Annotated in this window: 22 protein-coding genes, 1 pseudogene and 1 riboswitch; of the genes and pseudogenes, 10 read left to right on the plus strand and 13 right to left on the minus strand. The window is 71.2% G+C overall.

Annotation, left to right across the window (positions count from 1 at the left end; genetic code table 11):
* The first annotated feature begins 106 nt into the window (after window positions 1–106).
* Window positions 107–889, plus strand: a complete 783-nt coding sequence (locus AV521_RS13270) for a TetR/AcrR family transcriptional regulator (protein ID WP_076087841.1) — start codon at window positions 107–109, stop codon at window positions 887–889.
* On the opposite strand, the gene AV521_RS13275 is transcribed toward AV521_RS13270, so the two are convergent.
* Together AV521_RS13275 and AV521_RS13280 are read right to left on the minus strand one after the other, a co-directional pair.
* Entirely contained in the window at window positions 890–2,434 is a 1,545-nt protein-coding gene (locus AV521_RS13275; RefSeq protein WP_079249235.1) for an ABC transporter substrate-binding protein, read from the minus strand. It lies immediately after the preceding gene.
* A 240-nt stretch (window positions 2,435–2,674) separates the two neighbouring features.
* Window positions 2,675–2,914: an SCO4848 family membrane protein gene (locus AV521_RS13280; RefSeq protein ID WP_076088046.1), complete on the minus strand. Its 240-nt coding sequence runs from the start codon at window positions 2,912–2,914 to the stop codon at window positions 2,675–2,677.
* Window positions 2,915–3,005: 91 nt separating this feature from the next.
* On the opposite strand from AV521_RS13280, the gene AV521_RS13285 reads away from it, so the two are divergent.
* On the plus strand, window positions 3,006–4,220 hold the full coding sequence (locus tag AV521_RS13285) for a D-alanyl-D-alanine carboxypeptidase family protein (RefSeq protein WP_371917028.1): 1,215 nt from the start codon (window positions 3,006–3,008) through the stop codon (window positions 4,218–4,220).
* On the opposite strand, the gene AV521_RS13290 is transcribed toward AV521_RS13285, so the two are convergent.
* A complete protein-coding gene (locus AV521_RS13290; protein ID WP_076087846.1) occupies window positions 4,168–5,079 on the minus strand; it encodes a YihY/virulence factor BrkB family protein in 912 nt (303 codons plus the stop codon). The genes AV521_RS13285 and AV521_RS13290 overlap by 53 nt on opposite strands.
* 116 nt (window positions 5,080–5,195) lie before the next feature.
* Between AV521_RS13290 and AV521_RS13295 the strand changes: the two genes are divergently transcribed.
* The gene (locus AV521_RS13295; RefSeq protein WP_076087848.1) at window positions 5,196–5,960 is read left to right on the plus strand and encodes a decaprenylphospho-beta-D-erythro-pentofuranosid-2-ulose 2-reductase; all 765 of its coding nucleotides are present in this window, start codon (window positions 5,196–5,198) and stop codon (window positions 5,958–5,960) included.
* Window positions 5,961–5,964: 4 nt separating this feature from the next.
* On the opposite strand, the gene AV521_RS13300 is transcribed toward AV521_RS13295, so the two are convergent.
* The 3 genes from AV521_RS13300 to AV521_RS13310 form a co-directional block, all read right to left on the minus strand.
* Entirely contained in the window at window positions 5,965–6,549 is a 585-nt protein-coding gene (locus tag AV521_RS13300; RefSeq protein WP_076088048.1) for a 2'-5' RNA ligase family protein, read from the minus strand.
* Between the two features lie 171 nt (window positions 6,550–6,720).
* Complete coding sequence (trpS, locus tag AV521_RS13305; RefSeq protein ID WP_076088050.1) at window positions 6,721–7,737, minus strand: tryptophan--tRNA ligase; 1,017 nt, start codon at window positions 7,735–7,737, stop codon at window positions 6,721–6,723.
* 164 nt (window positions 7,738–7,901) lie between these two features.
* Window positions 7,902–9,353 (minus strand): glycine hydroxymethyltransferase, encoded by a 1,452-nt coding sequence (locus AV521_RS13310; RefSeq protein WP_076087850.1) that lies wholly within the window; start codon window positions 9,351–9,353, stop codon window positions 7,902–7,904.
* 33 nt (window positions 9,354–9,386) lie between these two features.
* Window positions 9,387–9,475: riboswitch (ZMP/ZTP riboswitch) on the minus strand.
* A 102-nt stretch (window positions 9,476–9,577) separates the two neighbouring features.
* On the opposite strand from AV521_RS13310, the gene rocD reads away from it, so the two are divergent.
* Complete coding sequence (gene rocD / locus AV521_RS13315; protein WP_076088052.1) at window positions 9,578–10,783, plus strand: ornithine--oxo-acid transaminase; 1,206 nt, start codon at window positions 9,578–9,580, stop codon at window positions 10,781–10,783.
* 97 nt (window positions 10,784–10,880) lie between these two features.
* A complete protein-coding gene (locus AV521_RS13320) occupies window positions 10,881–11,717 on the plus strand; it encodes a hypothetical protein (RefSeq protein WP_076087852.1) in 837 nt (278 codons plus the stop codon).
* A gap of 112 nt (window positions 11,718–11,829) precedes the next feature.
* On the opposite strand, the gene AV521_RS13325 is transcribed toward AV521_RS13320, so the two are convergent.
* Entirely contained in the window at window positions 11,830–13,242 is a 1,413-nt protein-coding gene (locus tag AV521_RS13325; RefSeq protein ID WP_076087854.1) for a PLP-dependent aminotransferase family protein, read from the minus strand.
* A gap of 47 nt (window positions 13,243–13,289) precedes the next feature.
* On the opposite strand from AV521_RS13325, the gene AV521_RS13330 reads away from it, so the two are divergent.
* From AV521_RS13330 to AV521_RS13340, 3 genes are read left to right on the plus strand one after another with little or no spacing between them, the layout of a single operon-like run.
* A complete protein-coding gene (locus tag AV521_RS13330; protein ID WP_076087856.1) occupies window positions 13,290–13,799 on the plus strand; it encodes a carboxymuconolactone decarboxylase family protein in 510 nt (169 codons plus the stop codon).
* Window positions 13,800–13,810: 11 nt separating this feature from the next.
* Window positions 13,811–14,236, plus strand: coding sequence for a carboxymuconolactone decarboxylase family protein (locus AV521_RS13335; protein WP_076087858.1), 426 nt, complete (start codon window positions 13,811–13,813; stop codon window positions 14,234–14,236).
* Window positions 14,233–14,952 carry an isocitrate lyase/phosphoenolpyruvate mutase family protein gene (locus tag AV521_RS13340; protein WP_076087859.1) on the plus strand — a complete coding sequence of 240 codons (720 nt, stop codon included), beginning with the start codon at window positions 14,233–14,235 and terminating at the stop codon, window positions 14,950–14,952. The genes AV521_RS13335 and AV521_RS13340 overlap by 4 nt, the downstream gene beginning before the upstream one ends.
* 9 nt (window positions 14,953–14,961) lie before the next feature.
* On the opposite strand, the gene AV521_RS13345 is transcribed toward AV521_RS13340, so the two are convergent.
* The 5 genes from AV521_RS13345 to AV521_RS13365 all read right to left on the minus strand — a co-directional run bounded on the left by AV521_RS13345 (window position 14,962) and on the right by AV521_RS13365 (window position 22,116).
* Window positions 14,962–15,927 (minus strand): ABC transporter substrate-binding protein, encoded by a 966-nt coding sequence (locus AV521_RS13345; protein ID WP_107480899.1) that lies wholly within the window; start codon window positions 15,925–15,927, stop codon window positions 14,962–14,964.
* 1 nt (window position 15,928) lies between these two features.
* Window positions 15,929–17,878: a proline/glycine betaine ABC transporter permease gene (locus tag AV521_RS13350; protein ID WP_076087861.1), complete on the minus strand. Its 1,950-nt coding sequence runs from the start codon at window positions 17,876–17,878 to the stop codon at window positions 15,929–15,931.
* Entirely contained in the window at window positions 17,878–18,987 is a 1,110-nt protein-coding gene (locus AV521_RS13355) for a glycine betaine/L-proline ABC transporter ATP-binding protein (RefSeq protein ID WP_076087863.1), read from the minus strand. The genes AV521_RS13350 and AV521_RS13355 overlap by 1 nt, the downstream gene beginning before the upstream one ends.
* Complete coding sequence (locus AV521_RS13360; RefSeq protein ID WP_076087865.1) at window positions 18,987–20,519, minus strand: GMC family oxidoreductase; 1,533 nt, start codon at window positions 20,517–20,519, stop codon at window positions 18,987–18,989. Before AV521_RS13360 ends, AV521_RS13355 begins: the two co-directional genes overlap by 1 nt.
* 67 nt (window positions 20,520–20,586) lie before the next feature.
* On the minus strand, window positions 20,587–22,116 hold the full coding sequence (locus AV521_RS13365) for an aldehyde dehydrogenase family protein (RefSeq protein WP_076087867.1): 1,530 nt from the start codon (window positions 22,114–22,116) through the stop codon (window positions 20,587–20,589).
* Window positions 22,117–22,325: 209 nt separating this feature from the next.
* On the opposite strand from AV521_RS13365, the gene AV521_RS13370 reads away from it, so the two are divergent.
* The gene (locus tag AV521_RS13370; RefSeq protein ID WP_076087868.1) at window positions 22,326–23,246 is read left to right on the plus strand and encodes a bifunctional helix-turn-helix transcriptional regulator/GNAT family N-acetyltransferase; all 921 of its coding nucleotides are present in this window, start codon (window positions 22,326–22,328) and stop codon (window positions 23,244–23,246) included.
* Window positions 23,247–23,275: 29 nt separating this feature from the next.
* A pseudogene (locus AV521_RS13375) lies at window positions 23,276–23,538 on the plus strand (MFS transporter); the annotation flags it as partial.
* Window positions 23,539–23,647: 109 nt separating this feature from the next.
* Here AV521_RS13375 and AV521_RS13380 read toward each other — a convergent pair.
* Window positions 23,648–24,637 carry a malate dehydrogenase gene (locus AV521_RS13380; protein WP_076087869.1) on the minus strand — a complete coding sequence of 330 codons (990 nt, stop codon included), beginning with the start codon at window positions 24,635–24,637 and terminating at the stop codon, window positions 23,648–23,650.
* Window positions 24,638–24,738: the final 101 nt, after the last annotated feature.

Consider the following 24,738-nt stretch of genomic DNA (forward strand, 5'->3'; position numbering starts at 1 on the left):
GTATCGATGTGCGGCTCCGCCGCGCGGGCTCGGCCGGCCACGACGGACCCGCAGACGACCGACGGCCCGTCATGGCACCCCCGGCGGAGCGCTTAGGCTCTGTGGCGTGCCCGCGAACAACCACGGTCCCGAGGCGGCCGGTCCCCCCAGCAGCAAGTCCGAGCAGACCCGCGCGCTGATCCTGGAGACCGCGATGCGGTTGTTCCAGGAGCGCGGGTACGACAAGACCACGATGCGGGCCATCGCCAAGGAGGCGGGCGTCTCCGTCGGCAACGCCTACTACTACTTCGAGGGCAAGGAACACCTGATCCAGGGCTTCTACGACCGGATCGCCGCCGAGCACCAGGCGGCGGTCCGCGAGGTGCTGGACCGGGAGACCGACCTGGAGGCGCGGCTGGCGGGCGTGCTGACCGTCTGGCTCGACATCGCCCGCCCCTACCACGAGTTCGCCGTGCAGTTCTTCAAGAACGCCGCCGATCCCGACAGCCCGCTCAGCCCGTTCTCGCCGGAGAGCGAGCACGCCCGCGAGCAGGCCATCGCCGTCCACCGGCAGGTGCTGGCCGGTTCCAAGTCCAAGGTCGCCCCCGAACTGCGGGACATTCTCCCGGAGTTGATGTGGCTCGCCCAGATGGGACTGGTCCTGTACTGGATCTTCGACCGCACGGAGGACCGGGAACGCAGCTACCGCCTGGCCCGCCGCGGCGCCCGGCTGACCGCCCGCGGCGTGGCGCTCGCCCGCTTCCGCGTTCTGCGCCCCCTGGTCCTGGAGATCCATGAACTGTTCACGGACTTCCTGCCCGGCATGACGAAGGCACTGCCGGATCCGCGGACCAGGAGGACCACGGAGACCGAGGGGCGCGGAGAGAAGACCGACGAGCAGGCCGGCTGATCAGATCCACTGCAGACGCCACAGGCGGAAGACGCCCGTGCCGTCGTCCAGGTACTGGCCGCCGCCCACGTCCTCGGTGCTGACCACGTACTCCTTGCGCTGCCACAGCGGGATCAGCGGGACGTCCTGGGCGACGTCCGTCTGGATGCCCCTGAAGTCGTTCGCGGCCCGGCTGCGGTCGGCGTACTGCTGGCTGTCCAGGATGAGATGGTCGACCAGCTTGTTGCTGTACCCGGTGCTCATCGTGGAGCCGGTGCCGACGAGCGCGGCGCCGAAGGTGTCCGGGTCGGGATAGTCGGCGACCCAGCCGACGGCCCAGGCGTCCATCTTCCCCGCGGCCCAGCGCTTCTGGAAGTCGGTCCACTCGTACCCCTGGACGTCCACCTTGAACAGGCCGCCCGCCTCCAGCTGCTGCTTCAGCGCCGCGGCCTCCTCCTTGCCCGCGCCCCGGCCGATGCCGTAGCCGAAGGTGAAGCGCACCGGCAGGCTCACCCCGGCCTCGGTGAGCAGCGCGCGGGCCTTGCTGAGGCGCTGCGTCGGGTAGCTGTCGAAGAACGAGGTGGTGTGGCCGGTGATGCCGGTCGGGATCAGCGAGTACAGCGGGTTGACCGTGCCCTGGTAGACCGTCGCGGCCAGCTCCTCGCGGTTGACCAGCCAGGCCAGCGCGCGGCGCACCCGCACGTCGTGCAGCGGGGAACTCGCGCGGGTGTTGAGGTACAGGTTGCGGGTCTCGGCGCTGTCGGACTCGGTGACGCGCTGCTTGGGGTCGCTCGGGTTCAGCTGGGACAGCACACCCGGCGACAGGGTCCGGGTGGCGACGTCGATCTGCTGGTCCTTCCAGGCGCTGTCGAGCTTCGCGGAGTCGGTGTAGTAGCGCAGCTCGATCGGGCGGCCGATGCCGCCGAGATAGCCCTGGTAGCGCTTGTTCGGGGCGAGTTCGGCCTGCTGGTCCTTGGTGTACGACGTCAGCGTGTACGGGCCGGTGCCGTCGACGGCGGTGCCGGTGCGCAGGGAGCCCGCCGGGTAGGTGTCCTTGTCCACGATCGACCCGGCACCGGTGGCGACCTTCAGCGGGAAGGTGGCGTCCGAGGACGACAGATGGAAGGTGACGGTCGTCGCGTTGTCGGCGGTCACCGAGGCGAGCGTGGCGAACAGCGACGCGGGCCCCACATCGGAGTTGATCTTCTTGACCCGGTCGAAGGAGTACTTCACGTCCTCGGCCGTCATCGCGCGCCCGCTCGGGAAGGTGATCCCGGAGCGCAGTGTGCACTGGTAGGTCCGCAGACCGCTGCCCTGGAAGGCACAGCTCTTCGCGGCGTCCGGTACCGGCGCGACACCGCCCGGCTCGAACGTCAGCAGCGACTGGAAGACGTTGCTGAACAGCGCCCAGGAACCGGCGTCGTAGGCACCGGCCGGGTCGAGGTCCGTGACGGCGTCCGTCGTACCGACCGTGATGGTCTTGTTCTTGTCCTCCTGCGACGGCAGCAGCTGCCAGCCGCCGATTCCCACGACCGCGACTACGAGCAGCGTCACGAGAATGCGCATGCGAAGAGATCGCATGGTGGTGCCCTCCCCAGGCCCCTTCGAAGGCCCTACCCCTGGCCAGCACTGTTTCGCCACTCCCCTAGTGGCGCGGCTCACCTAATCACACCTGTTTCAGCCGGGGGAAGGGCTTTCTGAACCAGATGTGCAAGAACTTACCGAGGCGCTGTTTCCGCCGGGTTTCACAGCGCCTTCACAGGCGTGGGAGCGGTTCCCCGCACGGCGTGGGAGGGGTTCGCGTCTCTATGACGTCCGGCGCAGTGCGCGCAGTCCGCGCAACCCGATGCCCCCGATGACCGTCCCCAATACGAAGGAAACGACCGCCAGCAGCAGGTGGACCCAGAAGTACGCGGTCGGGTGACCGCGGTCGAAGGCGAGCCCGCTGCTGTCCTTGACGAGATTCTTGACGAAAGTGACCCAGATGACCCAGCTCCACACCCCGAAGGCGAGCAGGAACCAGGAGACGGGGCGGCTGAGCTTCATGGGGCCAGTATCGCCGTACCGTGTCCGGTTCCGTGTCGGGGGTGGGGTCGAAGACGGGACTTCACGGTCTGCGACGGGTACGTTCTCGACCGTGCCCGCACCGAAGCAGACCCGCCGGCGATCCCTGCTGGTCACCTCCGCCACACTGCTGTCCCTGTCCGCCACCGCGCCCGCCGCGCTCGCCGCCCCGACCCCCTCGACGGGGGCCACGGCCACACCCCCGGTCCGTATGTCGACCGTGGGTGGCGAACGGCTCGGGCAGCCCGGCACCCAGGTCAATCTCGCCCCGGGTGTGCCCGTCATCCCCAAGGACGTCACCGCTCGCTCCTGGATCGTCACCGACGCCGAGTCCGGCGACGTGCTCGCCGCGCACAACGCGCACTGGCAGCTGCCGCCCGCGAGCACGCTGAAGATGCTGTTCGCGGACACCCTGCTGCCCCGGTTCCCGAAGACCATGGAGCACAAGGTGGCGCCGTCCGACCTCGCGGGCATGGGCGAGGGCTCCAGCGTGGTCGGGATAAAGGAGGGCCGCACCTACAACGTCCACGACCTGTGGCTCGGCGTCTTCCTGCGCTCCGGCAACGACGCCGTGCACGTGCTGTCCGCGATGAACGACGGCGTCGAGCAGACCGTCAAGGACATGCAGAACCATGCCGACGAACTCCAGGCGCGGGACACCCATGTGATCTCGCCCGACGGCTACGACGAACCGGGGCAGCTGTCGTCGGCGTACGACCTGACCCTGATCGCCCGCTCCGGGCTGCAGAAGAAGGACTTCCGCGACTACTGCTCGACCGTCCACGCCAAGTTCGGGGACAACGAGATCCGCAACACCAACCGGCTGCTGAGCGGTGACGCCGACGTGCCCGTCTACCAGGGCATCGCGGGCGTGAAGAACGGCAACACCACCAACGCGGGCGCCACGTTCACCGGTGTCGCCGAGCGGAACGGCAGGGTGCTGCTGGTCACGGTGATGAATCCGGAGAAGCACGAGCACAACGAGGTCTACAAGGAGACGGCCAAGCTGTTCGACTGGGGCTTCTCGGCGGCCGGCAAGGTCAATCCGGTGGGCGAGCTGGTGCCGCCGAAGAGCGCCCTGCCGAGCCCCAGCGCCTCTGCCGGTCAGTCCGCGGGGACCCACGGGTCCGGTTCCAGGCCGGTGGCCGGTGACACCACCGGGTCGGGCGGCGTCGGCATCGCCGCGGCCATCGCGGGCGGGGTGCTGGTGCTGCTCGCGGGCGCGGCGTTCCTGATCAATCGCCGCTGGCCGCTGCCGGATCTGATGCGCCGTCGGCCGCGCCCCTGAGGCCGTTCCCGCCGTTCTGCGTCGCCGTCCAGGCGGCGCAGAACAGGACCAGTTTCGCGGTGAAGTTGATCCACAGCAGCAGTGCGACGGGGACGCCGAACGCGCCGTACATGCTCTTCGCGGCGATCCCCTGGATATAGCCGCTGAGCAGCAGCTTGAGCAGTTCGAAGCCGACCGCGCCGAGCAGTGCGGCCACCACCAGGAGGCGGCGCGGCGGCTCGACCCCGGGCAGCAGGGTCAGGACGTAGAGCAGGACCAGGAAGTCGGCGAGCACGGCGACGGCGAACGCGGCGATCCGCAGCAGCACACTGCCCCAGCCGTACGCGGCCAGGCCGAGATGACGCGAGACCAGGCCGACGGCGGCCGAGGCGAACGTGGACGCGGCGAGCGTGACGAGCAGGGCCCCGCCGAGGCCGAGGAGGACGCCGGCGTCCTTGGCCTTGGCCACCAACGGGTTCTGCTGCTGGTCCGGCAGCTCCCACACCGCGCGCAGACAGTCCCGCATCTGACCGACCCAGCCGATGCCGGTGAACAGCAGCAGGGCGCCCGCGATGACGCCGACGGTGCCGGCGTTGTGGACGAGCGAGGTGAGGTCCAGCTGGGTGGAGACGACGCCGGGGAACTGCTCGGCGATCTTGAGCTCCACCGTCTTCTGCCGGGCCGGGCTGAGCGCGGCGGCGCTGACGGCGGCGACCAGGGTCAGCAGCGGGAACAGCGCCACGAAGCTGATGAACGTCATCGCCGCGGCCAGTCGCGCCCACTTCACCCGGTCCAGCCGTTCGTAGGAGTGCCACGCGTGCGTCTCCATCAGCCAGGCGACGAGCGGCCCGATGCCGGGAAGTCTCTTCAGCCAGTCCATGATCCGTTCCTGCCCCCGACGGCACGCTCGTATGACATCCCACTAATCACCCATTGTGTGGAGCGGGCGAATGTTCAGTAACTAACCACTCATATCAGGACGATACGGTCACCGACATGCCTGCATCCTCAGCCGCCTTCGGTCTTCCCCAGTCCCTGCTCGTCCTCGGCGGCACGTCCGAGATCGCGCTGGCCACCACCCGCCGGCTGATCGCTCGCGGCGCGCGCACGGTGTGGCTGGCGGGCCGCCCCTCGCCGGCCCTGGACCAGGCCGCCGAGCATCTGCGCACACTCGGCGCGGACACCCGCACCGTCGCCTTCGACGCCCTCGACCCCGAGTCCCACGAGAGCGTCCTCGGCAAGGTGTTCGCCGAGGGCGACATCGACCTGGTGCTGCTCGCCTTCGGCATCCTCGGCGACCAGGCCCACGACGAGCGCGACCCGGTACGCGCCGTCCGGGTCGCCCAGACCAACTACACCGGCGCCGTCAGCGCGACCCTGGTCGCCGCCCGCGCCCTGCAGTCCCAGGGGCACGGCTTTCTCGTGGTCCTGTCCTCCGTGGCCGGCGAGCGGGCCCGCCGCGCCGACTTCATCTACGGCTCCAGCAAGGCCGGCCTCGACGCCTTCGCCCAGGGCCTCGGCGACGCCCTGCACGGCACCGGCGTGCAGGTGATGGTCGTACGCCCCGGACACGTCCGTACGACGGCGATGGCCGGCCGGGACCGGATCCCGCTCGCCACCACCCCGGAGGCGGTCGCCACGGCCATCGAACTGGGCCTGCGCCGCCGCTCGGAAGCGGTGTGGGTACCGGGCACGCTCCGTCTGGTGATGACGGTGCTAAGGCACATCCCGCGGACGCTGTTCCGCAGGCTGCCGCTGTAGGGGGCTATCGGCTCGCGATCGTCCCGCGTCCGACGTCCGCGTGGCCCGGTTGTGGCGGCACCACCGATACCCCGAACGCGTACTCCCGCAGCTTGCGCCAGATCAGGTCGGCGCCCTGTTCGTAGAGCGCGAAGCCGGTGCACGGCCACTGCGCGTCGAAGCCGGCCAGCTCGGCGAAGGCGCGGTCCATCGACGCCTCGTCGATGCCGTGCGCGACGGTGACGTGCGGGTGGTACGGGAACTGCAGCTCGCGCGCCAGCGGCCCGGACGCGTCCCGCACCCGCTGCTGCAGCCAGGCGCAGTCCTCGGCGCCCTGGACGACACGGACGTAGACCACCGGCGACAGGGGACGGAACGTGCCGGTGCCCGACAGCCGCATCGGGAACGGCCGGCCGGCCCCGGCGACCTCGGTCAGATACGCCTCGACGGCCGGCAGCTCCGCCTCCTCGACCTCGGTCGGCGGCAGCAGCGTGACATGCGTGGGGATGCCGTGAGCCGCGGGGTCGCCGAAGCCCGCGCGCCGCTCCTGGAGCAGGCTGCCGTGAGGCTCCGGGACCGCGATCGACACGCCGATCGTTACGGTCCCCACGTCTTCTCCTGTCGTCGCGTCCGTCGTCTTCTCGGCCGTCTCGCCCGGGCCGTCGGCTACCGACTGTACGGCCATGGATGTCCTGTGGGCAGGCGCAACGGAAGTGATGTGCAGCGCTCTGCCCACTCGGACGTGTGTACGGCCGTGCGCCTCAGCGCCGGTGCGTGCGGCTCAGTGCTTCGCCGGCAGGAAGCCGACGCGGTCGTAGGCCTGCGCGAGCGTCTCCGCGGCGACCGCGCGCGCCTTCTCCGCGCCCTTGGCGAGGATCGCGTCGAGCGTCTCGGAGTCGTCCAGGTACTGCTGGGTGCGCTCGCGGAACGGCGTCACGAAATCGACCATGATCTCGGCCAGGTCGGTCTTGAGGGCGCCGTACATCTTGCCCTCGTAGTCCCGCTCCAGCTCGGCGATCGACTTGCCGGTGAGCGTGGAGTAGATGGTGAGGAGGTTCGACACGCCGGGCTTGTCCACCGCGTCGTAGCGGATCACGGTGTCGGTGTCGGTGACGGCGCTCTTGACCTTCTTGGCGGTGGTCTTCGGCTCGTCGAGCAGGTTGATCAGGCCCTTCGGCGTGGACGCCGACTTGCTCATCTTGATCGACGGTTCCTGCAGGTCGTAGATCTTCGCCGTCTCCTTGAGGATGTACGGCGACGGGATCGTGAACGTCTGGCCGAAGCGTCCGTTGAAGCGCTCGGCCAGGTCACGGGTCAGCTCGATGTGCTGGCGCTGGTCCTCGCCGACCGGCACCTCGTTCGCCTGGTACAGCAGGATGTCGGCGACCTGGAGGATCGGGTACGTGAACAGGCCGACCGAGGCGCGGTCGGCGCCCTGCTTGGCGGACTTGTCCTTGAACTGGGTCATACGGCTCGCCTCGCCGAAGCCGGTGAGGCAGTTCATGATCCACGCGAGCTGGGCGTGCTCGGGGACATGGCTCTGGACGAAGAGCGTGCAGCGGTCCGGGTCCAGGCCGGCGGCCAGCAGCTGGGCCGCGGCGAGCCGGGTGTTGGACCGCAGCTCCTCGGGGTCCTGCGGGACCGTGATCGCGTGCAGGTCGACGACCATGTAGAACGCGTCGTGGGACTCCTGCAGGGCCACCCACTGGCGGACGGCGCCGAGGTAGTTGCCGAGGTGGAACGAGCCGGCGGTGGGCTGGATGCCGGAGAGCACGCGAGGTCGGTCAGCGGAGGCCATGTTGCCCATTCTCTCATCGGCTGAGGGTGGGATTGGCCCGTGAGGTGGGGGGTGGGTTCCGGTGCGTGGGGGACCGCGGACCCGTCGTGGCTGGTCGCGCCCCGCGGCGGAGCCGCATATGGATGCGGCCCCGCGCCCTGGCGTGCTGCCCCGCAGGGTGTCTATCAGCCCAGGTCGATTTCCGGGTACAGCGGGAAGCCCGCTACCAGGTCGGTCGCCCGGTGGGAGATCTCGTCCGCGATCTTCTCGTCCAGGACGTGGGCGGCCTTGCTCGGGGCGCCCGACTTCGTCGTGCCCGGCTCGGTGGTGGTGAGGACGCGGTCGATGAGGCCGGCCACCTCGTCCATCTCGGCGGCGCCCAGGCCACGGGTGGTCAGGGCCGGGGTGCCGATGCGGATGCCGGAGGTGTACCAGGCGCCGTTGGGGTCGGCCGGGATGGCGTTGCGGTTGGTGACGATGCCGGAGTCCAGCAGGGCGGCCTCGGCCTGCCGGCCGGTGAGTCCGTAGGAGGTGGCGACGTCGATCAGGCTGAGGTGGTTGTCCGTGCCGCCGGTCACCAGGGTGGCGCCACGCCGCATGAGGCCTTCGGCCAGGGCGCGGGAGTTGTCGACGATGCGCTGGGCGTAGTCCTGGAAGGCGGGCTGCCGCGCTTCGGCGAGGGCGACGGCCTTGGCGGCCATGATGTGCGGCAGCGGACCGCCGAGCACCATCGGGCAGCCGCGGTCGACCTGGTCCTTGAGGGAGTCGTCGCACAGGACCATGCCGCCGCGCGGGCCGCGCAGCGACTTGTGGGTGGTGGTGGTGACGATCTGGGCGTGCGGGACCGGGTCGAAGTCGCCGGTGAAGACCTTTCCTGCGACGAGGCCCGCGAAGTGGGCCATGTCGACCATCAGGGTCGCGCCGGCCTCGTCGGCGATCTCGCGCATGATCCGGAAGTTCAGCAGCCTGGGGTAGGCCGAGTAGCCGGCGATGATGATCAGCGGCTTGAACTCGCGGGCCTGGGCGCGCAGGGCGTCGTAGTCGACGAGGCCGGTGGCCGGGTCGGTGCCGTAGGAGCGCTGGTCGAACATCTTGCCGGAGATGTTCGGGCGGAAGCCGTGGGTGAGGTGGCCGCCGGCGTCCAGGGACATGCCGAGCATGCGCTGGTTGCCGAAGGCCTGGCGCAGCTCGGCCCAGTCGGCCTCGGAGAGGTCGTTGACCTGGCGGGCGCCGGCCTTCTCCAGGAAGGGGGCCTCGACCCGGCCGGCGAGGACGGCCCAGAAGGCGACGAGGTTGGCGTCGATGCCGGAGTGCGGCTGGACGTAGGCGTGGCGGGCGCCGAACAGCTCGCGGGCGTGCTCGGCGGCCAGCGTCTCCACGGTGTCGACGTTGCGGCAGCCGGCGTAGAAGCGGCGGCCGATGGTCCCCTCGGCGTACTTGTCGCTGAACCAGTTGCCCATCGCCAGCAAGGTCGCCGGGGAGGCGTAGTTCTCGGAGGCGATCAGCTTGAGCATCTCGCGCTGGTCGGCGACCTCCTGACCGATGGCGTCGGCGATGCGCGGTTCGACGGTGCGGATGACGTCGAGGGCGGCGCGGAAGGCGGTGGACTCGGTGGAGAGGGGTTGCTGCTCTGGCATGAGGACCTCCGGACGGCGTGCGTACAAGCATTCACGTTCGGCCCAGGCGCACGGCACACATCACACTCGGGCCGCTCCCCGATGGTCCGTCCCATCCCAGCGCGCCAGTCACGGCCCGCTGATCAGCCTACCGGGCGTGCCCGGCGTGGCAGGCCCTCGTCCACCATGCGAGCGAGGATAGGAAGGAGCCCACCGTCGTGTTCCCGCCGGATCCGGGAGAGGCCATGACCGCTGCTGAAGACCTCGTCGCCGCCGCCGAGGCGCACTGCGCGCCCACCTACCGTCCGCTGCCGGTCGTCGTGGCCACGGCACAGGGGGCGTGGATGACGGATGTGGAGGGGCGGCGGTATCTGGATCTGCTGGCCGGTTACTCGGCGCTCAACTTCGGGCACGGCAACCGGCGGCTGATCGAGGCGGCGAAGGCGCAGCTGGAGCGGGTGACGCTGACCTCCCGCGCCTTTCTGCACGACCGGTTCGCCGCGTTCTGCACGGAGCTGGCCGAGCTGTGCGGGATGGAGATGGTGCTGCCGATGAACACCGGCGCGGAGGCGGTGGAGAGCGCGGTGAAGACGGCCCGGAAGTGGGGGTACCGGGTGAAGGGGGTGCCCGCGGAGATGGCGAAGATCGTGGTCGCGGGCGGCAACTTCCACGGTCGTACGACGACGATCATCAGCTTCTCCACCGACCCGGAGGCGCGGGCGGACTTCGGGCCGTACACGCCGGGGTTCCAGATCGTGCCGTACGGCGATCTGACGGCGATGCGGGCGGCGCTGACGGAGAACACCGTCGCGGTGCTGCTGGAGCCGATCCAGGGCGAGAACGGGGTGATCGTGCCACCGGCCGGCTATCTCCCGGCCGTCCGGGAGCTGACCCGGGAGCGGAACGTGCTCTTCGTCGCCGACGAGATCCAGTCGGGCCTCGGCCGGACCGGGCGGACCTTCGCGTGCGAGCACGAGGGGGTGGTCCCGGACATGTATGTGCTGGGCAAGGCGCTGGGCGGCGGGATCGTGCCGGTGTCGGCGGTGGTGTCGAGCGCGGAGGTGCTCGGGGTGTTCCGGCCGGGCGAGCACGGGTCGACGTTCGGCGGGAATCCGCTGGCCTGCGCGGTGGCGCTGGAGGTGATCGCGATGCTGCGGACCGGCGAGTTCCAGGCCCGGGCGGCCGCGCTGGGCGAGCGGATGCACCGGGCGCTGGCGGCCCTGCGGGCCACGGGCACGGTGACGGCGGTCCGCGGGCGCGGGCTGTGGGCGGGCCTGGACCTCGCGCCGAAGGCCGGTACGGCGCGGGCGGTGTCCGAGCGGCTGATGGACCGGGGTGTGCTGGTGAAGGACACCCACGACGCCACGATCCGGATCGCCCCGCCGCTGGTGATCTCCGAGGAGGACCTGGACTGGGGGCTTGAGCAGCTGCGTGCGGTACTGAACGGCTGAGAGGGGGCTGCCGGGTCGGGCTAGAGATCGGTGAGAAGGTCCGTGCGGGCGACCCGGCGCTTTACCGTTCCCCTAGAGTCCCTTTGTGTTGTTTGGAATGGTGTGCGCCCTCGGCGCGGCGGTCTGCTTCGGCACCGCGACGGTTTTGCAGGCGGTGGCCGCGCGGGCGGCGAGCACGGACGGGGGTGGTGGCGGGGACGCGGCGCTGTTGCTGCGCGCGCTGCGGCAGTGGCGGTACATCGCCGGGCTGGCGCTGGACGGGCTGGGCTTTCTGCTGCAGATCGCGGCGCTGCGATCGGTGCCGATCTACGCGGTGGGAGCGGCGCTGGCGGCCAGCCTCGCCGTGACGGCCGTGGTGGCGGCCCGGCTGCTGAGGGTACGGCTGAGCGGGGTCGAGTGGGCCGCCGTGGGTGTGGTGTGCGCGGGCCTGGCGATGCTGGGGCTGGCCTCGGGCGCGGAGGGCGACCGGAGTGGTCCGGGCTGGCTGAAGTACGCGATGGTCGTGGCGGCAGTGGGCGTGCTGCTGCTCGGCGGGGTCGGCGGCCGGCTGTCCGGGCGGACCCGCGCGTTGTTCCTGGGGCTCGGCGCCGGGTTCGGGTTCGGGGTGGTCGAGGTCGCGGTCCGTCTGATCGACTCCCTGCGGCCGGCCGATCTGCTGGCCAATCCGGCGACGTATGCGCTGCTGCTCGGCGGCGGCGCCGCGTTCGTGCTGCTCACCTCGGCGCTGCAGCGGGGCTCGGTGACGACGGCCACCGCCGGGATAGTGATCGGGGAGACGATCGGGCCGGCGGCGGTGGGTGTGATCTGGCTGGGGGACCGCACGCGGGAGGGGCTGACCTGGCTGGCGGTCCTCGGTTTCGCGGTGGCGGTGGCGGGGGCGCTGGCGCTCGCGCGCTTTGGGGAGGCACCGGTGGAGGAGTCGCCGGGCGCCTGATGGGGTGGGGGCTGCTGTCCGGTCGGCGACTGCGGCATGTGCGTGGCTGGTCGCGCCCCGCGGCGAAGCCGCTGATGGACAGGGCCCCGCGCCCCTTCACAGGCATCCCCGGCTACGGCAGTACCCGGCACAACGCGTCCAGCGCCCCCGCCCAGGCGCTGTCCGGAGGCGTCGCGTACCCCACGACCAACGCGTCCAACGGCTCGGTGACAGCCTCCTCGTGGCGATGGAAGGTGAGGCCCTGCAGGGCCAGGCCCTGCCAGGCCGCGGCCTGGATCACGGACTGTTCCAGGCCGGGTGGGAGGCGGAGCAGCGCGTGCAGGCCGGCGGCGATCCCGGTGACCGTGACCTCGGGCGCGCGGGCGGTGACGGCGGCGGCGAGGGCGTCGCGGCGGCGCCGGTAGCGCAGGCGGGAGGAGCGGACGTGGCGGTCGTACGCCCCGGAGGTGATGAACTCGGCGAGGGTGAGCTGTTCGAGCACCCCCACGGTGTCGGTGCCGCCCTTGGCCGAGGCCGCCTCCGCCGCCAGGGCCGGGGGCAGCGCCATCCAGCCCAGCCGGAGTCCGGGGGCCAGGGACTTGCTGGCGGTGCCGAAGTAGAGGACCCGGTCGGGGTCGAGGCCCTGGAGGGCGCCGACGGGCTGGCGGTCGTAGCGGAACTCGCCGTCGTAGTCGTCCTCCAGGACCAGCCCGCCGGTGTGCCGGGCCCAGTCGACGACGGCGGCCCGCCGGTCGGGGTGCAGGGCCGTGCCCATGGGGAACTGGTGGGCGGGGGTCAGCAGTACCGCGCCGGCGCCGGTCAACTCCCCTGTGTCGGTGCCGAGTTCGTCGTAGGGCAGCGCGGGGGTGGCGAGGCCTGCCTGTTGCAGCAGGCGCCAGTAGGCGTCCAGGCCGTACGACTCGACGGCCACCGTGCGTACCCCGCGCGCCGCGAGCACCGTGCCGATGATGCGCAGGGCGTGCGCGAAGCCGGAGGTGATCAGGATGGTCTCCGGGTCGGTCCGGACACCGCGCACGCGGGCGAGATAGCCGGCGAGGGCGGTGCGCAGTTCGGGGCGGCCGCGCGGGTCGCCGTAGCCGAGGGCGTCGTACGGGGCCGTGGCGAGGGCGCGGCGGGCGGCCCTGAGCCACTCGGTGCGGGGGAAGGCGGCCAGGTCGGGGCTGCCGGGCAGGAGGCTGTACGTCGGCCGGGCCGGTTGCCCCTGGCGGGGTGCGGCTTCCCCGCCGGGCCGTGTGGCGGCGGCCGGCGGGGCCGCGGCGGCCCTCTCCGACACCCGGGTGCCGGAGCCCTGCCGGGCCGTGAGCCAGCCTTCCGCCACCAGGTCCGCATAGGCCTCGGCGACGGTGTTGCGGGCGATGCCGAGGTCGGCGGCGAGGGCACGGGAGGAGGGCAGCCGGGTGCCGGGGGCCAGTCGGCCGGTGCGGACGGCGTCCCGCAGCGCGTCGGTCAGCCCCCGGCGCAGCCCGCCCGTGCCGGACGGTTCGAGGTGCAGGTCGACGCCCAGAGTGGCCCAGGATTCCACCATGGAAATGGACCATACCCCTGGGCTGCCCGACTCCTAGGGTCGAGGCCATGAGCACTGACATCAGCACCGGCATCAGCACCGAGTACGTTCCCGAGCACACCCCCCGTATGAGCTGGGCCCAGCTGGCCCCCGACGTCTACAAGGCGATGATCCGGCTCGACGCGGCGGCCAGGCAGGGTCTGGACCCCACGCTGTTCGAGCTGGTGAAGATCCGCGCCTCGCAGCTCAACCACTGCGCGCTCTGTCTCGACATGCACACCAAGGACGCGCTGGCGGCCGGCGAGACCGTGCAGCGGATCGTGCAGCTCAGCGCCTGGGAGGAGTCGCGGCACTTCTACACCGCGAAGGAGCTGGCGGCGATCGAGCTGACCGAGGCGATCACCGTGCTGACGGACGGCTTCGTGCCGGACGAGGTGTACGAGGAGGCTGCGGGGCACTTCGAGGAGGCCGAGCTGGCCCAGCTGATCGCCGCCATCGCGGTGATCAACGCGTGGAACCGGTTCGGGGTGACCACCCGCGCGGTGCCCGGCCACTACCAGGCGGGACAGCACAAGTGAGCCGTACACAGATGCTGGACCGGGAGGTCGCGCAGGCGATGTCCGCGCTCAGCGCGGCCGCGAAGAAGGGGCTCGGCGATCCGGCCCTGGCCGAGCTGGTGATGATCCGCGCCTCACAGCTCAACCACTGCGCGTTCTGCCTCGACATGCACCTCCGACTGGCCCGCAGGCACGGGGAGTCGGAGGACCGCATCCAGCTCCTCAACGCCTGGGAGGAGGCCGAGGACCTCTACAGCGAGCGGGAGCGGGCCGCGCTGGCGCTGACCGAGGCGGTCACCCTGCTCACCGGCGGCGTGCCGGACGAGGTGTACGAACGCGCCGCGAAACACTTCAGCGAGGCCGAACTCGCCCATCTCATCGGCCTGATCACCGTCATCAACGGCTGGAACCGTCTGATGGTCAGCCGTCGAGTCCCGCCGGGGGGTTACCAGCCGTGAGCAAGGTCGAGGAGTTCCGCGCACTGCATCTGGGGCGCACGCCGGGCGATCCGCTGGTCCTGCCCGGGCCCTGGGACGCGGCCAGCGCCCGGGTGCTGGTGGAGGCCGGGTTCCCGGCGCTGGCCACGCCGAGCGCCGGGGTGGCCGCGTCACTCGGCCACGAGGACGGGTCCACCCCGGCCGACGAGATGTTCGCGGCGATCGCGCGGATCACCCGGGCGGTGGACGTGCCGGTGTCGGCGGACATCGAGAGCGGGTACGGGCTCGCGCCCAAGGAGCTGGTGGAGCGGCTGCTGGAGGCCGGTGCCGTCGGCTGCAACCTGGAGGACTCGGCCGGGGGCGTCCTCAGGGACACGCGGGAGCAGGCCGAGTTCCTCGCCGAGTTCCGCGAGGCCGCCGCCGGCCGGCTGTTCCTCAACGCCCGCGTGGATGTCTTCCTCCACGGCGACAAGGATCCCGAACGGGCCATCGAGCGGGCCGCGTCGTACGTCGCGGCGGGCGCCGACTGCATCTACCCGATCTTCGCCCCGGCGGACGTACTGCCGCTGCTGCGCTCCGGGATCCAGGGCCCCGTCAACATCAACGCCCGCCCGGACGGCGGGGGCCCCTCGGTCACCGAACTCGGCGAACTCGGGGCCACCCGCATCACGTTCGGCCCGGGACTCCAGCGGATGGCGACGGCCGCCCTGCGGGAGATCACCAACGGGCTCGGCTGACACGGCCGTTCAGGACAGCCATCGCTTCCACACGTCGGGGTGGCTGTCCACCCACTTCTTCGCCGCGTCCTGGGGCGACAGTTTCTCGTCGGCGATCATCAGGGAGACCTCGTTCTGGTCCTCGGTCGTCCACTTGAACTTCTTCAGGAAGGCGGCCGCCTTGCCCCCGGACTTGGCGAAGCCGGCGTTGAGGTACTTCTGCAGCGGGGTGTGCGGATAGGCGCAGGCGATCTTCGCCGGGTCCGCGTCGCAGCCGACCTTGTACGGCGGCAGCTTCACCTCCGTCATGGGAACCTTCTTGAACAGCCACTGGGGTGAGTACCAGTAGGTCAGGAAGGGCTTCTGCTGCTTGGCGAACTGCCTCATCTGGGTGATCTGGGCGGCCTCGGAGCCGGCGAAGACGACCTGGTAGTTCAGCTTCAGGTTCTGCACCAGGGCCTTGTCGTTGGTGACGTACGACGGGGAGCCGTCCATCAGCTGGCCCTTGCCGCCGCTCTCCGCGGTGCGGAAGAGGGGGGCGTACTTGTTGAGGTTCTTCCAGTCCGTGATGTCCGGGTGCTGCTTGGCCAGGTAGGTCGGCACGAACCAGCCGATGTGGCCGGTCACCCCGAGGTCGCCGGCGCGGGCGATGGTCTTCTTGTCCTCGACGTACCGCTTCTCCTGGTCCGGGTGGCCCCAGTCCTCCAGGATCGCGTCGACGCGGCCCTGGCTGAGCGCGTCCCAGGCGGGCACCTCGTCGACCTGGACGGTGTCGACGCGGTAGCCGAGCTTGTGTGCCAGGAGGTACTGGGCCACGGCGACGTTCGACTGCGCGCCCACCCAGGACTGCACGGACAGGGTCACGGACTTCGTGCCCTGGGCATTGGCGAACGGCGAGGCCTGCTTGGTCATGTCGGCGGCGCCGCAGCCGGTGAGCAGCGACACGGTGGCCGCTCCGGCGGCGATCAGCGCCGTCCTGCGCTTCAGCTTCGTCATGTCACGCTCCCTTCTTCGTACGTCGCTCGGTCGGCTGGGTCACCCGGTCGAGCATCAGGCCCAGGCAGACGATCGCCGCACCGGCCACCAGACCGGTCGCCAGGTCGCCCTGGGCGAGGCCGAAGACCGTGCTGTAGCCGAGGGCGCCACCGCCGACCAGGCCGCCGATGATGACGACGGCGAGGACCAGGACCACGCCCTGGTTGACGGCGAGCAGCAACGAACGCCTCGCGAGGGGGAGTTGGACCTGCCACAGCTGCTGGCGGCCGGTCGCGCCGAGCGAGCGCGCCGACTCCAGCGCGGCCGGGTCGACCTGGCGCAGGCCCTGGGCGGTGATCCGGACGACGGCCGGGAGGGCGTAGACGACGGCCGCGGCGACGGCGGGCGCGCGGCCCACGCCGAACAGCGCGACGACCGGGATCAGGTACACGAACTGCGGCATGGTCTGGAAGACGTCCAGGACCGGGCGCAGGGCGCGTTCGACACGGTCGCTGCGGGCGGCGGCGATACCGGTCGCGACTCCGAGGACCAGGGTGACGGCGACGGCGGCCAGCACCTGGGAGAGCGTGTCGAGGGCGGGCCCCCAGACACCGAGGACCCCGATCGCGGCCATGGCGAGGACGGCGGTCAGGGCGGTGCGCCAGGTGCCGATCGACCAGGCCAGGGCGGCGACGATCAGCAGCACCGACCACCAGGGCAGCCACAGCAGACCGGAGCGGACGGGGTCGAGCACCCAGGTGGTGAAGTGGGCCGCCCAGTCGGCCGTACCGCCGACGACCGGGACACCGGAGTACAGGTGGTTGGTCATCCAGTCGACGGCGCGGTCGACCGGTTCGGCGATGTTCAGGTTCCAGCCGCTCGGCCAGTCCAGACTGCCGAGGAGGCGGGTGGCCAGGGCGACGGCCACGGTGACGGCGAGGGCGTAGGCCCAGCCGATGGTCTTCGGGCGCGTGGTGCCGTCGTCTGCCGCTCCTGCCGCTCCGGTCACCCGGTCCAGCACGACCGCGAGCAGCACGATCGGGATGCCGGCCGCGAGTGCCGCGCCGACGTCGACCGAGGCGAGCGCCTGGTAGACGCGGTCACCGAGGCCGGCGGCGCCGATGATCGAGGCGATGGTGGCCATGGACAGCGCCATCATGATCGTCTGGTTGAGGCCGAGGAGGAGTTCCCCCCGGGCCAGCGGGATACGGGCGGTCAGCAGCCGCTGGCGGCGGGTCGAGCCGAGGGACTCCACGGCCTCCAGGACCTCGGGGTCGGCGCCGCGCAGGCCGAGCGCGGTGAGGCGGGCCATCGGCGGGGCGGCGTACACGACGGTGGCGAGGACGGCCGCGGGGACGCCGATGCCGAAGACCAGGACGACGGGGAGGAGATAGGCGAAGGCCGGGAGCACCTGCATGGTGTCCAGGACCGGGCGCAGGGCGCGGTCCAGGCGGTCGGAGAGCCCGGCGGCGAGGCCGAGCAGGGCGCCGACGACCACGGAGGCGAGGACCGCCACGACCATCAGCGCGAGGGTCTGCATCGTCGGGACCCACATGCCCAGCGCGCCGCAGGCCAGGAAGGCGATCGCCGTGCCGGCGGCCAGGCGGGCACCGGCGACTCGCCAGGCGACGAGGGCGCCGAAGACCGTGACACCGGTCCAGCCCGCGGCGAGCAGGGTGAGGTAGACGGCGCGTACGGAGAGGACGACCGCGTTGCTGATGTAGCCGAAGAAGTACAGGAACAGGGGGTGGCTGTCCCGGTTGTCGATGACCCAGTTGCTCGCCGAGGCGAGGGGTTTGTCGAGGCTGACGGTCAGGTCGTGGGGCCAGCTGGCGCCGGGCCAGTGGGTGGCGGCCCAGGGGGCGAGGACCGCGGCGACGAGAGCGAGCAGGAGGAGTTTGCCCGCGGCTCGGCTCTTGAGGACGCGGGGGGCTCTGGCGCGGGCGGAGGTGGAGACGGTGAGCGTTGCCATCAGACGGCCTCCGGGCTGGTGCGGGGGCCGGGGGTCTTCACTTGCCCAGGCTCGCGGGGTGCCGCGGATACGGCGGGCACACCCGCCACCACGGCGAGCAGGCGCTCGTGGTCGACCACGCCCACGCACTCGCCCTTCTCCACCACGCACGCCGGAGTACCGATTCCCGCCACCGTCTTGATCGCGTCCACGACGACCGCGTCCGGGGCCAGTGCGCCCGGGTGGTCCGGGCCGCCACAGTCGCCCGGCTTCATGGCCGTACGCACGGTCATGACCTGCTCGCGAGGAACCTCTCGGACGAACTCGCGGACGTAGTCGTCGGCCGGGGAGCCGACGATCTCCTCCGGGGTGCCGAGCTGGACGACCTTGCCGTCGCGCATCAGGGCGATGCGGTCGCCGAGTTTCAGGGCCTCGGCGAGGTCATGGGTGATGAAGACCATCGTGCGGCCCTCCTCGCGGTGCAGGCGGGCCACCTCGTCCTGCATGTCGCGCCGGATGAGCGGGTCGAGGGCGCTGAAGGGTTCGTCGAAGAGGAGCACCTCGGGGTCGACCGCCAACGCCCGGGCCAGGCCGACGCGTTGGCGCTGGCCGCCGGAGAGCTGGGCGGGCCGGCGGTGTTCCATGCCCTCCAGGCCGACCTTGGCGACGACCTCGGCGGCCCGCTCGCGGCGCTCGGCCTTGCCCATGCCCTGGATCTCCAGGCCGTAGGCCACGTTGTCGAGGACCGTGCGGTGCGGGAGCAGGCCGAAGTGCTGGAAGACCATGGCGGCGCGGTGGCGGCGCAGTTCGCGCAGGCGGGACTTGTCCATCGCGCGGACGTCCTCGCCGTCGATGGCGATCGTGCCCGCCGTGGGCTCGATGAGGCGGGTCAGACAGCGGACCAGGGTGGACTTGCCGGAGCCCGACAGGCCCATCACCACGAACACCTCGCCCTTGCGGACGTCGAAGGAGACGTCACGCACGGCCGCCGTACAGCCCGTGCGGGCGCGCAGGTCGGCGGGGTCCAGTGTGCTGAGTTCCCGGTCGGCGGGAATCCGCTCCGGCTTGGGGCCGAAGACCTTCCACAGGCCGGAGACGGAGAAGACGGGCGTCTCGATCGCCGTACTCATCACGCATCACCACCGATCAGTTCGACGGCCTTCTCCCCGACCATGAGCACCCCGATCATCGGGTTCACGGCGGGCATGGTCGGGAAGACGGAGGCGTCGGCGATCCGGATGCCGTCGAGGCCGCGGATCCTCAGCTCCGGGTCCACCACGGCGAGTGGGTCGTCGGCGGCGCCCATCTTGCAGGTGCCGGCGGGGTGGTAGACGGTGTGCGCGACCTTGCGGGCGTACTCGCTCAGCTCGGCGTCACCGAGGACCTCCGGGCCGGGGCAGACCTCACGCTTGAGCCAGCTCGCGAGCGGCTCGGTCCTGGCGATCTCGCGGGCGATGCGGATGCCGTCGACCAGGGTCCGGCCGTCGTAGTCGTCCTCGTCGGTGAAGTACCGGAAGTCCAGGGCCGGCTTCACGGACGGGTCGGCGCTGGTCAGGTACAGGCGGCCGCGGGACTTCGGCTTGGGGATGTTCGGGGTCATCGACACCCCGAACTCCGGCCGCTGGTACCCCAGTCGCTCCGGGTTGTCCGTGAACGGGATCTGGTAGAAGTGGAACATCAGGTCCGGGCCCGCGTGGTCGGGGTCGCGGTGCACGAACAGGCCCGCGTCGGAGTCCATCGCGGAGTTCTCCGGGATCGGGCCGTGGGTCTCCCAGACGATGACCGACTCGGGGTGGTCGAGCAGATTCTCGCCGACGCCCGGCAGGTCGCGGACGACCGGGATGCCGAGAGCCTCCAGGTCTTCCCGCGGACCGATGCCCGAGTGCATCAGCAGGCGCGGGGAGTCCACGGCGCCCGCGCACAGGACCACCTCGTTACGGGCGCGGACCAGCAGTTCCTCGCCGTCCTTGGTGCGCACGTGGACGCCGTCGGCGCGGGTGCCGTTCAGCTCCAGCTGGTACGCCCAGGTCTCCAGGAGGACGGTCAGGTTGGGGCGCTCGTCCATCACCGGGTGGAGGTAGGCGACGGACGCGCTCGACCGCTTGTTGTTCTCCGGGTGGTAGGCGAGGTCGAAGAAGCCGACGCCCTCGGTGAACGGCTTCTTGTTGAAGCCCTCGACCCGGGGCACGCCGAGGGCCGACTGGGCGGCGTCGACGAAGTCGCGGGCGATGGCGTTCCGGTCCTTCTCGTCGACCGAGACGATGTTGTTCTTCAGGCGGGCGAAGTACGCCTCCATGGGGACGGCGCCCCAGCCCTTGGCGCCGGCGGCCTCCCACTCGTCCCAGTCGGACGGCAGCGGCTTGAAGGAGATGAGGGTGTTGTGGGAGGAGCAGCCGCCGAGGACGCGGGCGCGGCTGTGCCGGATGTGGGAGTTGCCGCGCGGCTGCTCGACGGTCGGGTAGTCGTAGTCGAGGTCGCCGCCGAGCAGGCCCATCCAGCGGCGCAGGGTGAGGACGTCGTCGCGGCCGACGTCACTCGGGCCGCCCTCGATGACGGCGACGGTGACGTCCGGGTTCTCGGTGAGGCGGGAGGCGATGACGGAGCCCGCGGTGCCGCCGCCGATGACGACATAGTCGTAGACGTGGGGAGTGGTCTCGGACATGAGGGGTGTTACTCCAGGGGTGGGGAAAGAGGTGGGACTCAGCCGATCGAGCCGGGTGCGGCCGGGTTCAGTCGGTTCCGCCGGCGAACCAGCGCACCGGCTTCGGCGCGAGGTTCTGGTAGACGTGCTTGGCCTCGCGGTACTCGGCGAGTCCCGCGGGCCCCAGCTCGCGGCCGGTGCCGCTCTTGCCGAAGCCGCCCCACTCCGCCTGCGGCAGGTAGGGGTGGAAGTCGTTGATCCAGACGGTGCCGTGGCGCAGCCGGCCGGCGACACGGCGGGCCCGGCCCGCGTCGGCGGTCCAGACGGCGCCGGCGAGGCCGTACTCGGTGTCGTTGGCGAGCAGCACCGCCTCGTCCTCGGTACGGAAGGTCTCCACGGTGAGGACGGGTCCGAACACCTCCTCGCGTACGACCTTCATCTCGCGGTGGCAGGCGTCGAGGACGGTCGGCTCGTAGAAGTAGCCGGACTCCGGGCGGGCCTCGCTCGGCTCGGGCCGCTTGCCGCCGCAGCGCAGCACCGCGCCCTCCTCCAGCGCGGAGGCGACGTACGCCTCGACCTTGGCGCGCTGCTGCCAGCTGACCAGCGGGCCGCACTCGACACCGTCGGCGGTTCCGCGCCCGAGCCTGATCTTCTGGGCCCGGCGGGCGAGTTCGGTGACGAAGCGGTCCCGGACCGACTCCTCGATGATCAGCCGGCCGCCGGCCGAGCAGACCTGGCCGCTGTGGATGAAGGCGGCGTTGAGGGCCTGGTCGACGGCCGTGTCGAAGCCCTCCTCGGTGGCGCAGGCGTCGGCGAAGACGACGTTGGGGTTCTTGCCGCCGAGTTCGAGCGCGACCTTCTTCACGGACGGGGCGGCGGCCTGGGCGACCTTGACGCCGCTGACCAGGCCGCCGGTGAAGGAGACCAGGTCGACGTCGGGGTGCTCGGCGAGCCGGGCGCCGACGGTGTGCCCGGGGCCGGTGACGATGTTGGCGACACCGGCGGGCAGGCCGGCCTCGGCGAGCAGCTCGATCAGCGCGATGGTCGTCATCGGGGTGATCTCGCTAGGCTTGATGACGAAGGTGTTGCCCGCGGCGAGCGCCGGGGCGATCTTCCAACTGGCCTGAAGAAGCGGGTAGTTCCAGGGGGTGATCAGCGCGCACACACCGACGGGCTCGTGCACGACCACGCTGTGGATGTCGGGCGAGCCCGCGTCCACGACCCGGCCGGGGGCCTCGGCGGCGACCAGGTCGGCGAAGTAGCGGAAGGCGTCGGCGACACAGTCGATGTCGATACGGCCCTCTTCCACGGTCTTGCCCGCGTCCTGGCTCTCCAGCAGGCCGAGTTCCTCGCGGCCCTGCACGAGGAGGTCGGCGACGCGGCGCAGCAGCGCGGCGCGGTCGGCGACCGGGGTGCGGGGCCAGGGGCCGTGGTCGAAGGCCTGCCGGGCGGCGGCCACCGCGCGCTCGGTATCCTTCTCGTCACCCTCCGCGACCACGGCGAACGGCCGGGCGTCCGCGGGGTCGAGGATCTCGCGCGTCGCGCCCGAGATCGCTCCCAGCCACTCGCCCCCCGCATGGATGGTCGCCTGGGCCTGTCGTTCCGTTGTGTCCGCCATGATCGGTGTTGCCTTCCGTTCCTGTTCCGTGCCCCTGTGTCACACACGTGCCACCCTCGGGGACCGCGTCCGCCTGCCCCGGCCCCGCGGAAACCATGCGTAATCGGTGACTGAAAGTGCGCGGCGTCACTGAAAATGCGGTCGAAAACAGACAAAGGCGTCAGAACTCTCCATGGACGCGATCCGCGTTCTCTGACTACAGTCAAAGAATGCAGGTCTTTGACTCAGGTCAAGGAGTCGAGCGACCGGTCCCGGACGAGGACGTCGCCGCCTTCCGCCGCTTCAATCGGTACTTCACGCGCCGTATCGGCGTCCTGGACGACCACTACCTCGGTCAGGACCGGCCGCTCGGTGAGGCCCGGCTGCTGTTCGAGATCGGTGACGGGGTGTCCCTGCGGGAGCTGCGGGGGCGACTCGGGCTGGACGCCGGGTATCTCAGCCGGATGGTGAAGGCGCTGGACGCCCAGGGGATGGTCCGGGTCGGCGTGCCCGCGCACGACAACCGGCTGCGCAGGGTCGAGCTGACCCCGGCCGGCCGCGCCGAGGTCGCCGAGCAGAACCGCCGGTCCGACGCGCTCGTGGCCGGCCTCCTCGACGGTCTCACCCCCGCCCAGCGGGCCGAGCTGAGCGGGGCCATGGCGAGTGCGGAGCGGCTGCTGCGGCTGGCCGGGATCACCGTCGAGACCGTCGACGGCGCCTCCCCGGACGCACGGGCGTGCCTGGACGCCTACGCGGCGGACATCGACGCCCGCTTCCCCGAGGGCTTCGACAGGACGGCTCTCGTCCGGGCCGAGGAGGTCACCGGCGACGCCGGCGCCTTCCTGGTGGCGTACGAGGAACGGCGGCCGGTTGGCTGCGGGGCCCTGCGCCGCCTGGAACCGGGCGTGGGCGAGATCCGGCACCTGTGGGTGCATGCGCAGGCGCGCCGGCTGGGTCTGGCGCGCCGGCTGCTGGCGGAGCTGGAGCGGTCCGCGCGGGCGCGCGGCCTCGCGGTCGTACGCCTGGACACACACGCCGTGCTCACCGAGGCGCAGGCGATGTACCGGGCATGCGGATACACCGAGATCCCGCGCTACGACGACAACGTCTACGCCGCCCACTGGTTCGAGAAGCAGCTGACCGACGCCTGATGCCTGAACGATCAGCTCCCGTACGCCCGTTCGCCCTGTTCTTCGTCAACTCGCGGTATCTGCAGGACCTCAAGGGCTTCGGCGCGGGCACCGCCGACGCGGGCACCCCCTACGTGGTGTACGCCTGCTGGCTGCCGGTCATCGCGTCCGTGCCGGCGTGCACATGCCCGCCCTGACCCTCGGCATGGTCACCTCACTCCCGGCCCACCAGGCGGGCCTGGGCTCCGGCCTGGGCACCACGGCCCGGAAGACAGGGGCCGCGCTGGGCGTCGCCGTCACCGCCACGGTCCTGTAGGCGCACACCGACCTCCACGCGGCTCAACGGCGAGTAGCCGAAAACACCCGTGGGCCCCGCTCCGGGAGAAACCGGAGCGGAGCCCACGCGGGTACTCAGCGGGTACTCAGATGAGGCCGAGGCCGCGAACCGCCTCGCGCTCCTCCTCCAGCTCCTTGACGGACGCGTCGATGCGGGCGCGGGAGAAGTCGTTGATGTCCAGGCCCTGGACGATCTCGTACTTGCCGTCCTTGACGGTCACCGGGAAGGAGGAGATCAGGCCCTCCGGGACGCCGTAGGAGCCGTCGGACGGGATGCCCATGGAGGCCCAGTCGCCCTCGGCCGTGCCGTTGACCCAGGTGTACACGTGGTCGATGGCGGCGTTGGCGGCGGAGGCGGCCGACGAGGCGCCGCGGGCCTCGATGATCGCGGCACCGCGCTTGGCGACGGTCGGGATGAAGTCCTCGGCCAGCCACTTCTCGTCGTTCACGACCTCGGCGGCGTTCTTGCCGGCGACCGTGGCGTGGAAGATGTCCGGGTACTGCGTGGCGGAGTGGTTGCCCCAGATGGTCAGGCGCTTGATGTCGGCAACCGAGGTGCCCGTCTTCTTCGCCAGCTGGGTCAGCGCACGGTTGTGGTCCAGACGGGTCATCGCGGTGAAGCGCTCGGCCGGGACGTCCGGCGCGGCGGCCTGCGCGATGAGCGCGTTGGTGTTCGCCGGGTTGCCGACGACGAGGACCTTGATGTCGTCCGCGGCGTGGTCGTTGATGGCCTTGCCCTGCGGCTTGAAGATGCCGCCGTTGGCCTCCAGCAGGTCGCCGCGCTCCATGCCCTTGGTGCGCGGGCGGGCGCCCACGAGGAGGGCTACGTTGGCGCCGTCGAAGGCGACGTTCGGGTCGTCGGAGATGTCGATGCCCTGGAGGAGGGGGAAGGCGCAGTCGTCGAGCTCCATCGCCGTGCCCTCGGCGGCCTTCAGCGCGGGGGTGATCTCCAGGAGGCGGAGCTTGACCGGCACGTCCGCGCCGAGCAGCTGGCCGGAGGCGATGCGGAAGAGCAGGGCGTAACCGATCTGGCCGGCCGCGCCGGTGACGGTGACGTTCACGGGAGTGCGGGTCATGGCGTTCTCCGTATGACAGCTGGCGGTGGGGCGTCCCTGCCCCGGGCGGATGATCGATCTCTTGGCGTCAAGAGAGATCCACCGGTCAGGCTATCGCGCAT

It is taken from the genome of Streptomyces sp. IMTB 2501 (genome assembly GCF_001953885.1).
Taxonomy (GTDB): Bacteria; Actinomycetota; Actinomycetes; order Streptomycetales; family Streptomycetaceae; genus Streptomyces.

Excerpts from the sequence above, each read along its gene's own strand:
- AV521_RS13275 (WP_079249235.1), bottom strand. The coding sequence starts at position 2,434 with ATGCGCATTCTCGTGACGCTGCTCGTAGTCGCGGTCGTGGGAATCGGC.
- AV521_RS13280 (WP_076088046.1), bottom strand. The coding sequence starts at position 2,914 with ATGAAGCTCAGCCGCCCCGTCTCCTGGTTCCTGCTCGCCTTCGGGGTG.
- AV521_RS13290 (WP_076087846.1), bottom strand. The coding sequence starts at position 5,079 with ATGGACTGGCTGAAGAGACTTCCCGGCATCGGGCCGCTCGTCGCCTGG.
- AV521_RS13295 (WP_076087848.1), top strand. The coding sequence starts at position 5,196 with ATGCCTGCATCCTCAGCCGCCTTCGGTCTTCCCCAGTCCCTGCTCGTC.
- trpS (WP_076088050.1), bottom strand. The coding sequence starts at position 7,737 with ATGGCCTCCGCTGACCGACCTCGCGTGCTCTCCGGCATCCAGCCCACC.
- AV521_RS13310 (WP_076087850.1), bottom strand. The coding sequence starts at position 9,353 with ATGCCAGAGCAGCAACCCCTCTCCACCGAGTCCACCGCCTTCCGCGCC.
- rocD (WP_076088052.1), top strand. The coding sequence starts at position 9,578 with ATGACCGCTGCTGAAGACCTCGTCGCCGCCGCCGAGGCGCACTGCGCG.
- AV521_RS13320 (WP_076087852.1), top strand. The coding sequence starts at position 10,881 with ATGGTGTGCGCCCTCGGCGCGGCGGTCTGCTTCGGCACCGCGACGGTT.
- AV521_RS13325 (WP_076087854.1), bottom strand. The coding sequence starts at position 13,242 with ATGGTGGAATCCTGGGCCACTCTGGGCGTCGACCTGCACCTCGAACCG.
- AV521_RS13330 (WP_076087856.1), top strand. The coding sequence starts at position 13,290 with ATGAGCACTGACATCAGCACCGGCATCAGCACCGAGTACGTTCCCGAG.
- AV521_RS13335 (WP_076087858.1), top strand. The coding sequence starts at position 13,811 with ATGCTGGACCGGGAGGTCGCGCAGGCGATGTCCGCGCTCAGCGCGGCC.
- AV521_RS13345 (WP_107480899.1), bottom strand. The coding sequence starts at position 15,927 with ATGACGAAGCTGAAGCGCAGGACGGCGCTGATCGCCGCCGGAGCGGCC.
- AV521_RS13350 (WP_076087861.1), bottom strand. The coding sequence starts at position 17,878 with ATGGCAACGCTCACCGTCTCCACCTCCGCCCGCGCCAGAGCCCCCCGC.
- AV521_RS13355 (WP_076087863.1), bottom strand. The coding sequence starts at position 18,987 with ATGAGTACGGCGATCGAGACGCCCGTCTTCTCCGTCTCCGGCCTGTGG.
- AV521_RS13360 (WP_076087865.1), bottom strand. The coding sequence starts at position 20,519 with ATGTCCGAGACCACTCCCCACGTCTACGACTATGTCGTCATCGGCGGC.
- AV521_RS13365 (WP_076087867.1), bottom strand. The coding sequence starts at position 22,116 with ATGGCGGACACAACGGAACGACAGGCCCAGGCGACCATCCATGCGGGG.
- AV521_RS13370 (WP_076087868.1), top strand. The coding sequence starts at position 22,326 with ATGCAGGTCTTTGACTCAGGTCAAGGAGTCGAGCGACCGGTCCCGGAC.
- AV521_RS13380 (WP_076087869.1), bottom strand. The coding sequence starts at position 24,637 with ATGACCCGCACTCCCGTGAACGTCACCGTCACCGGCGCGGCCGGCCAG.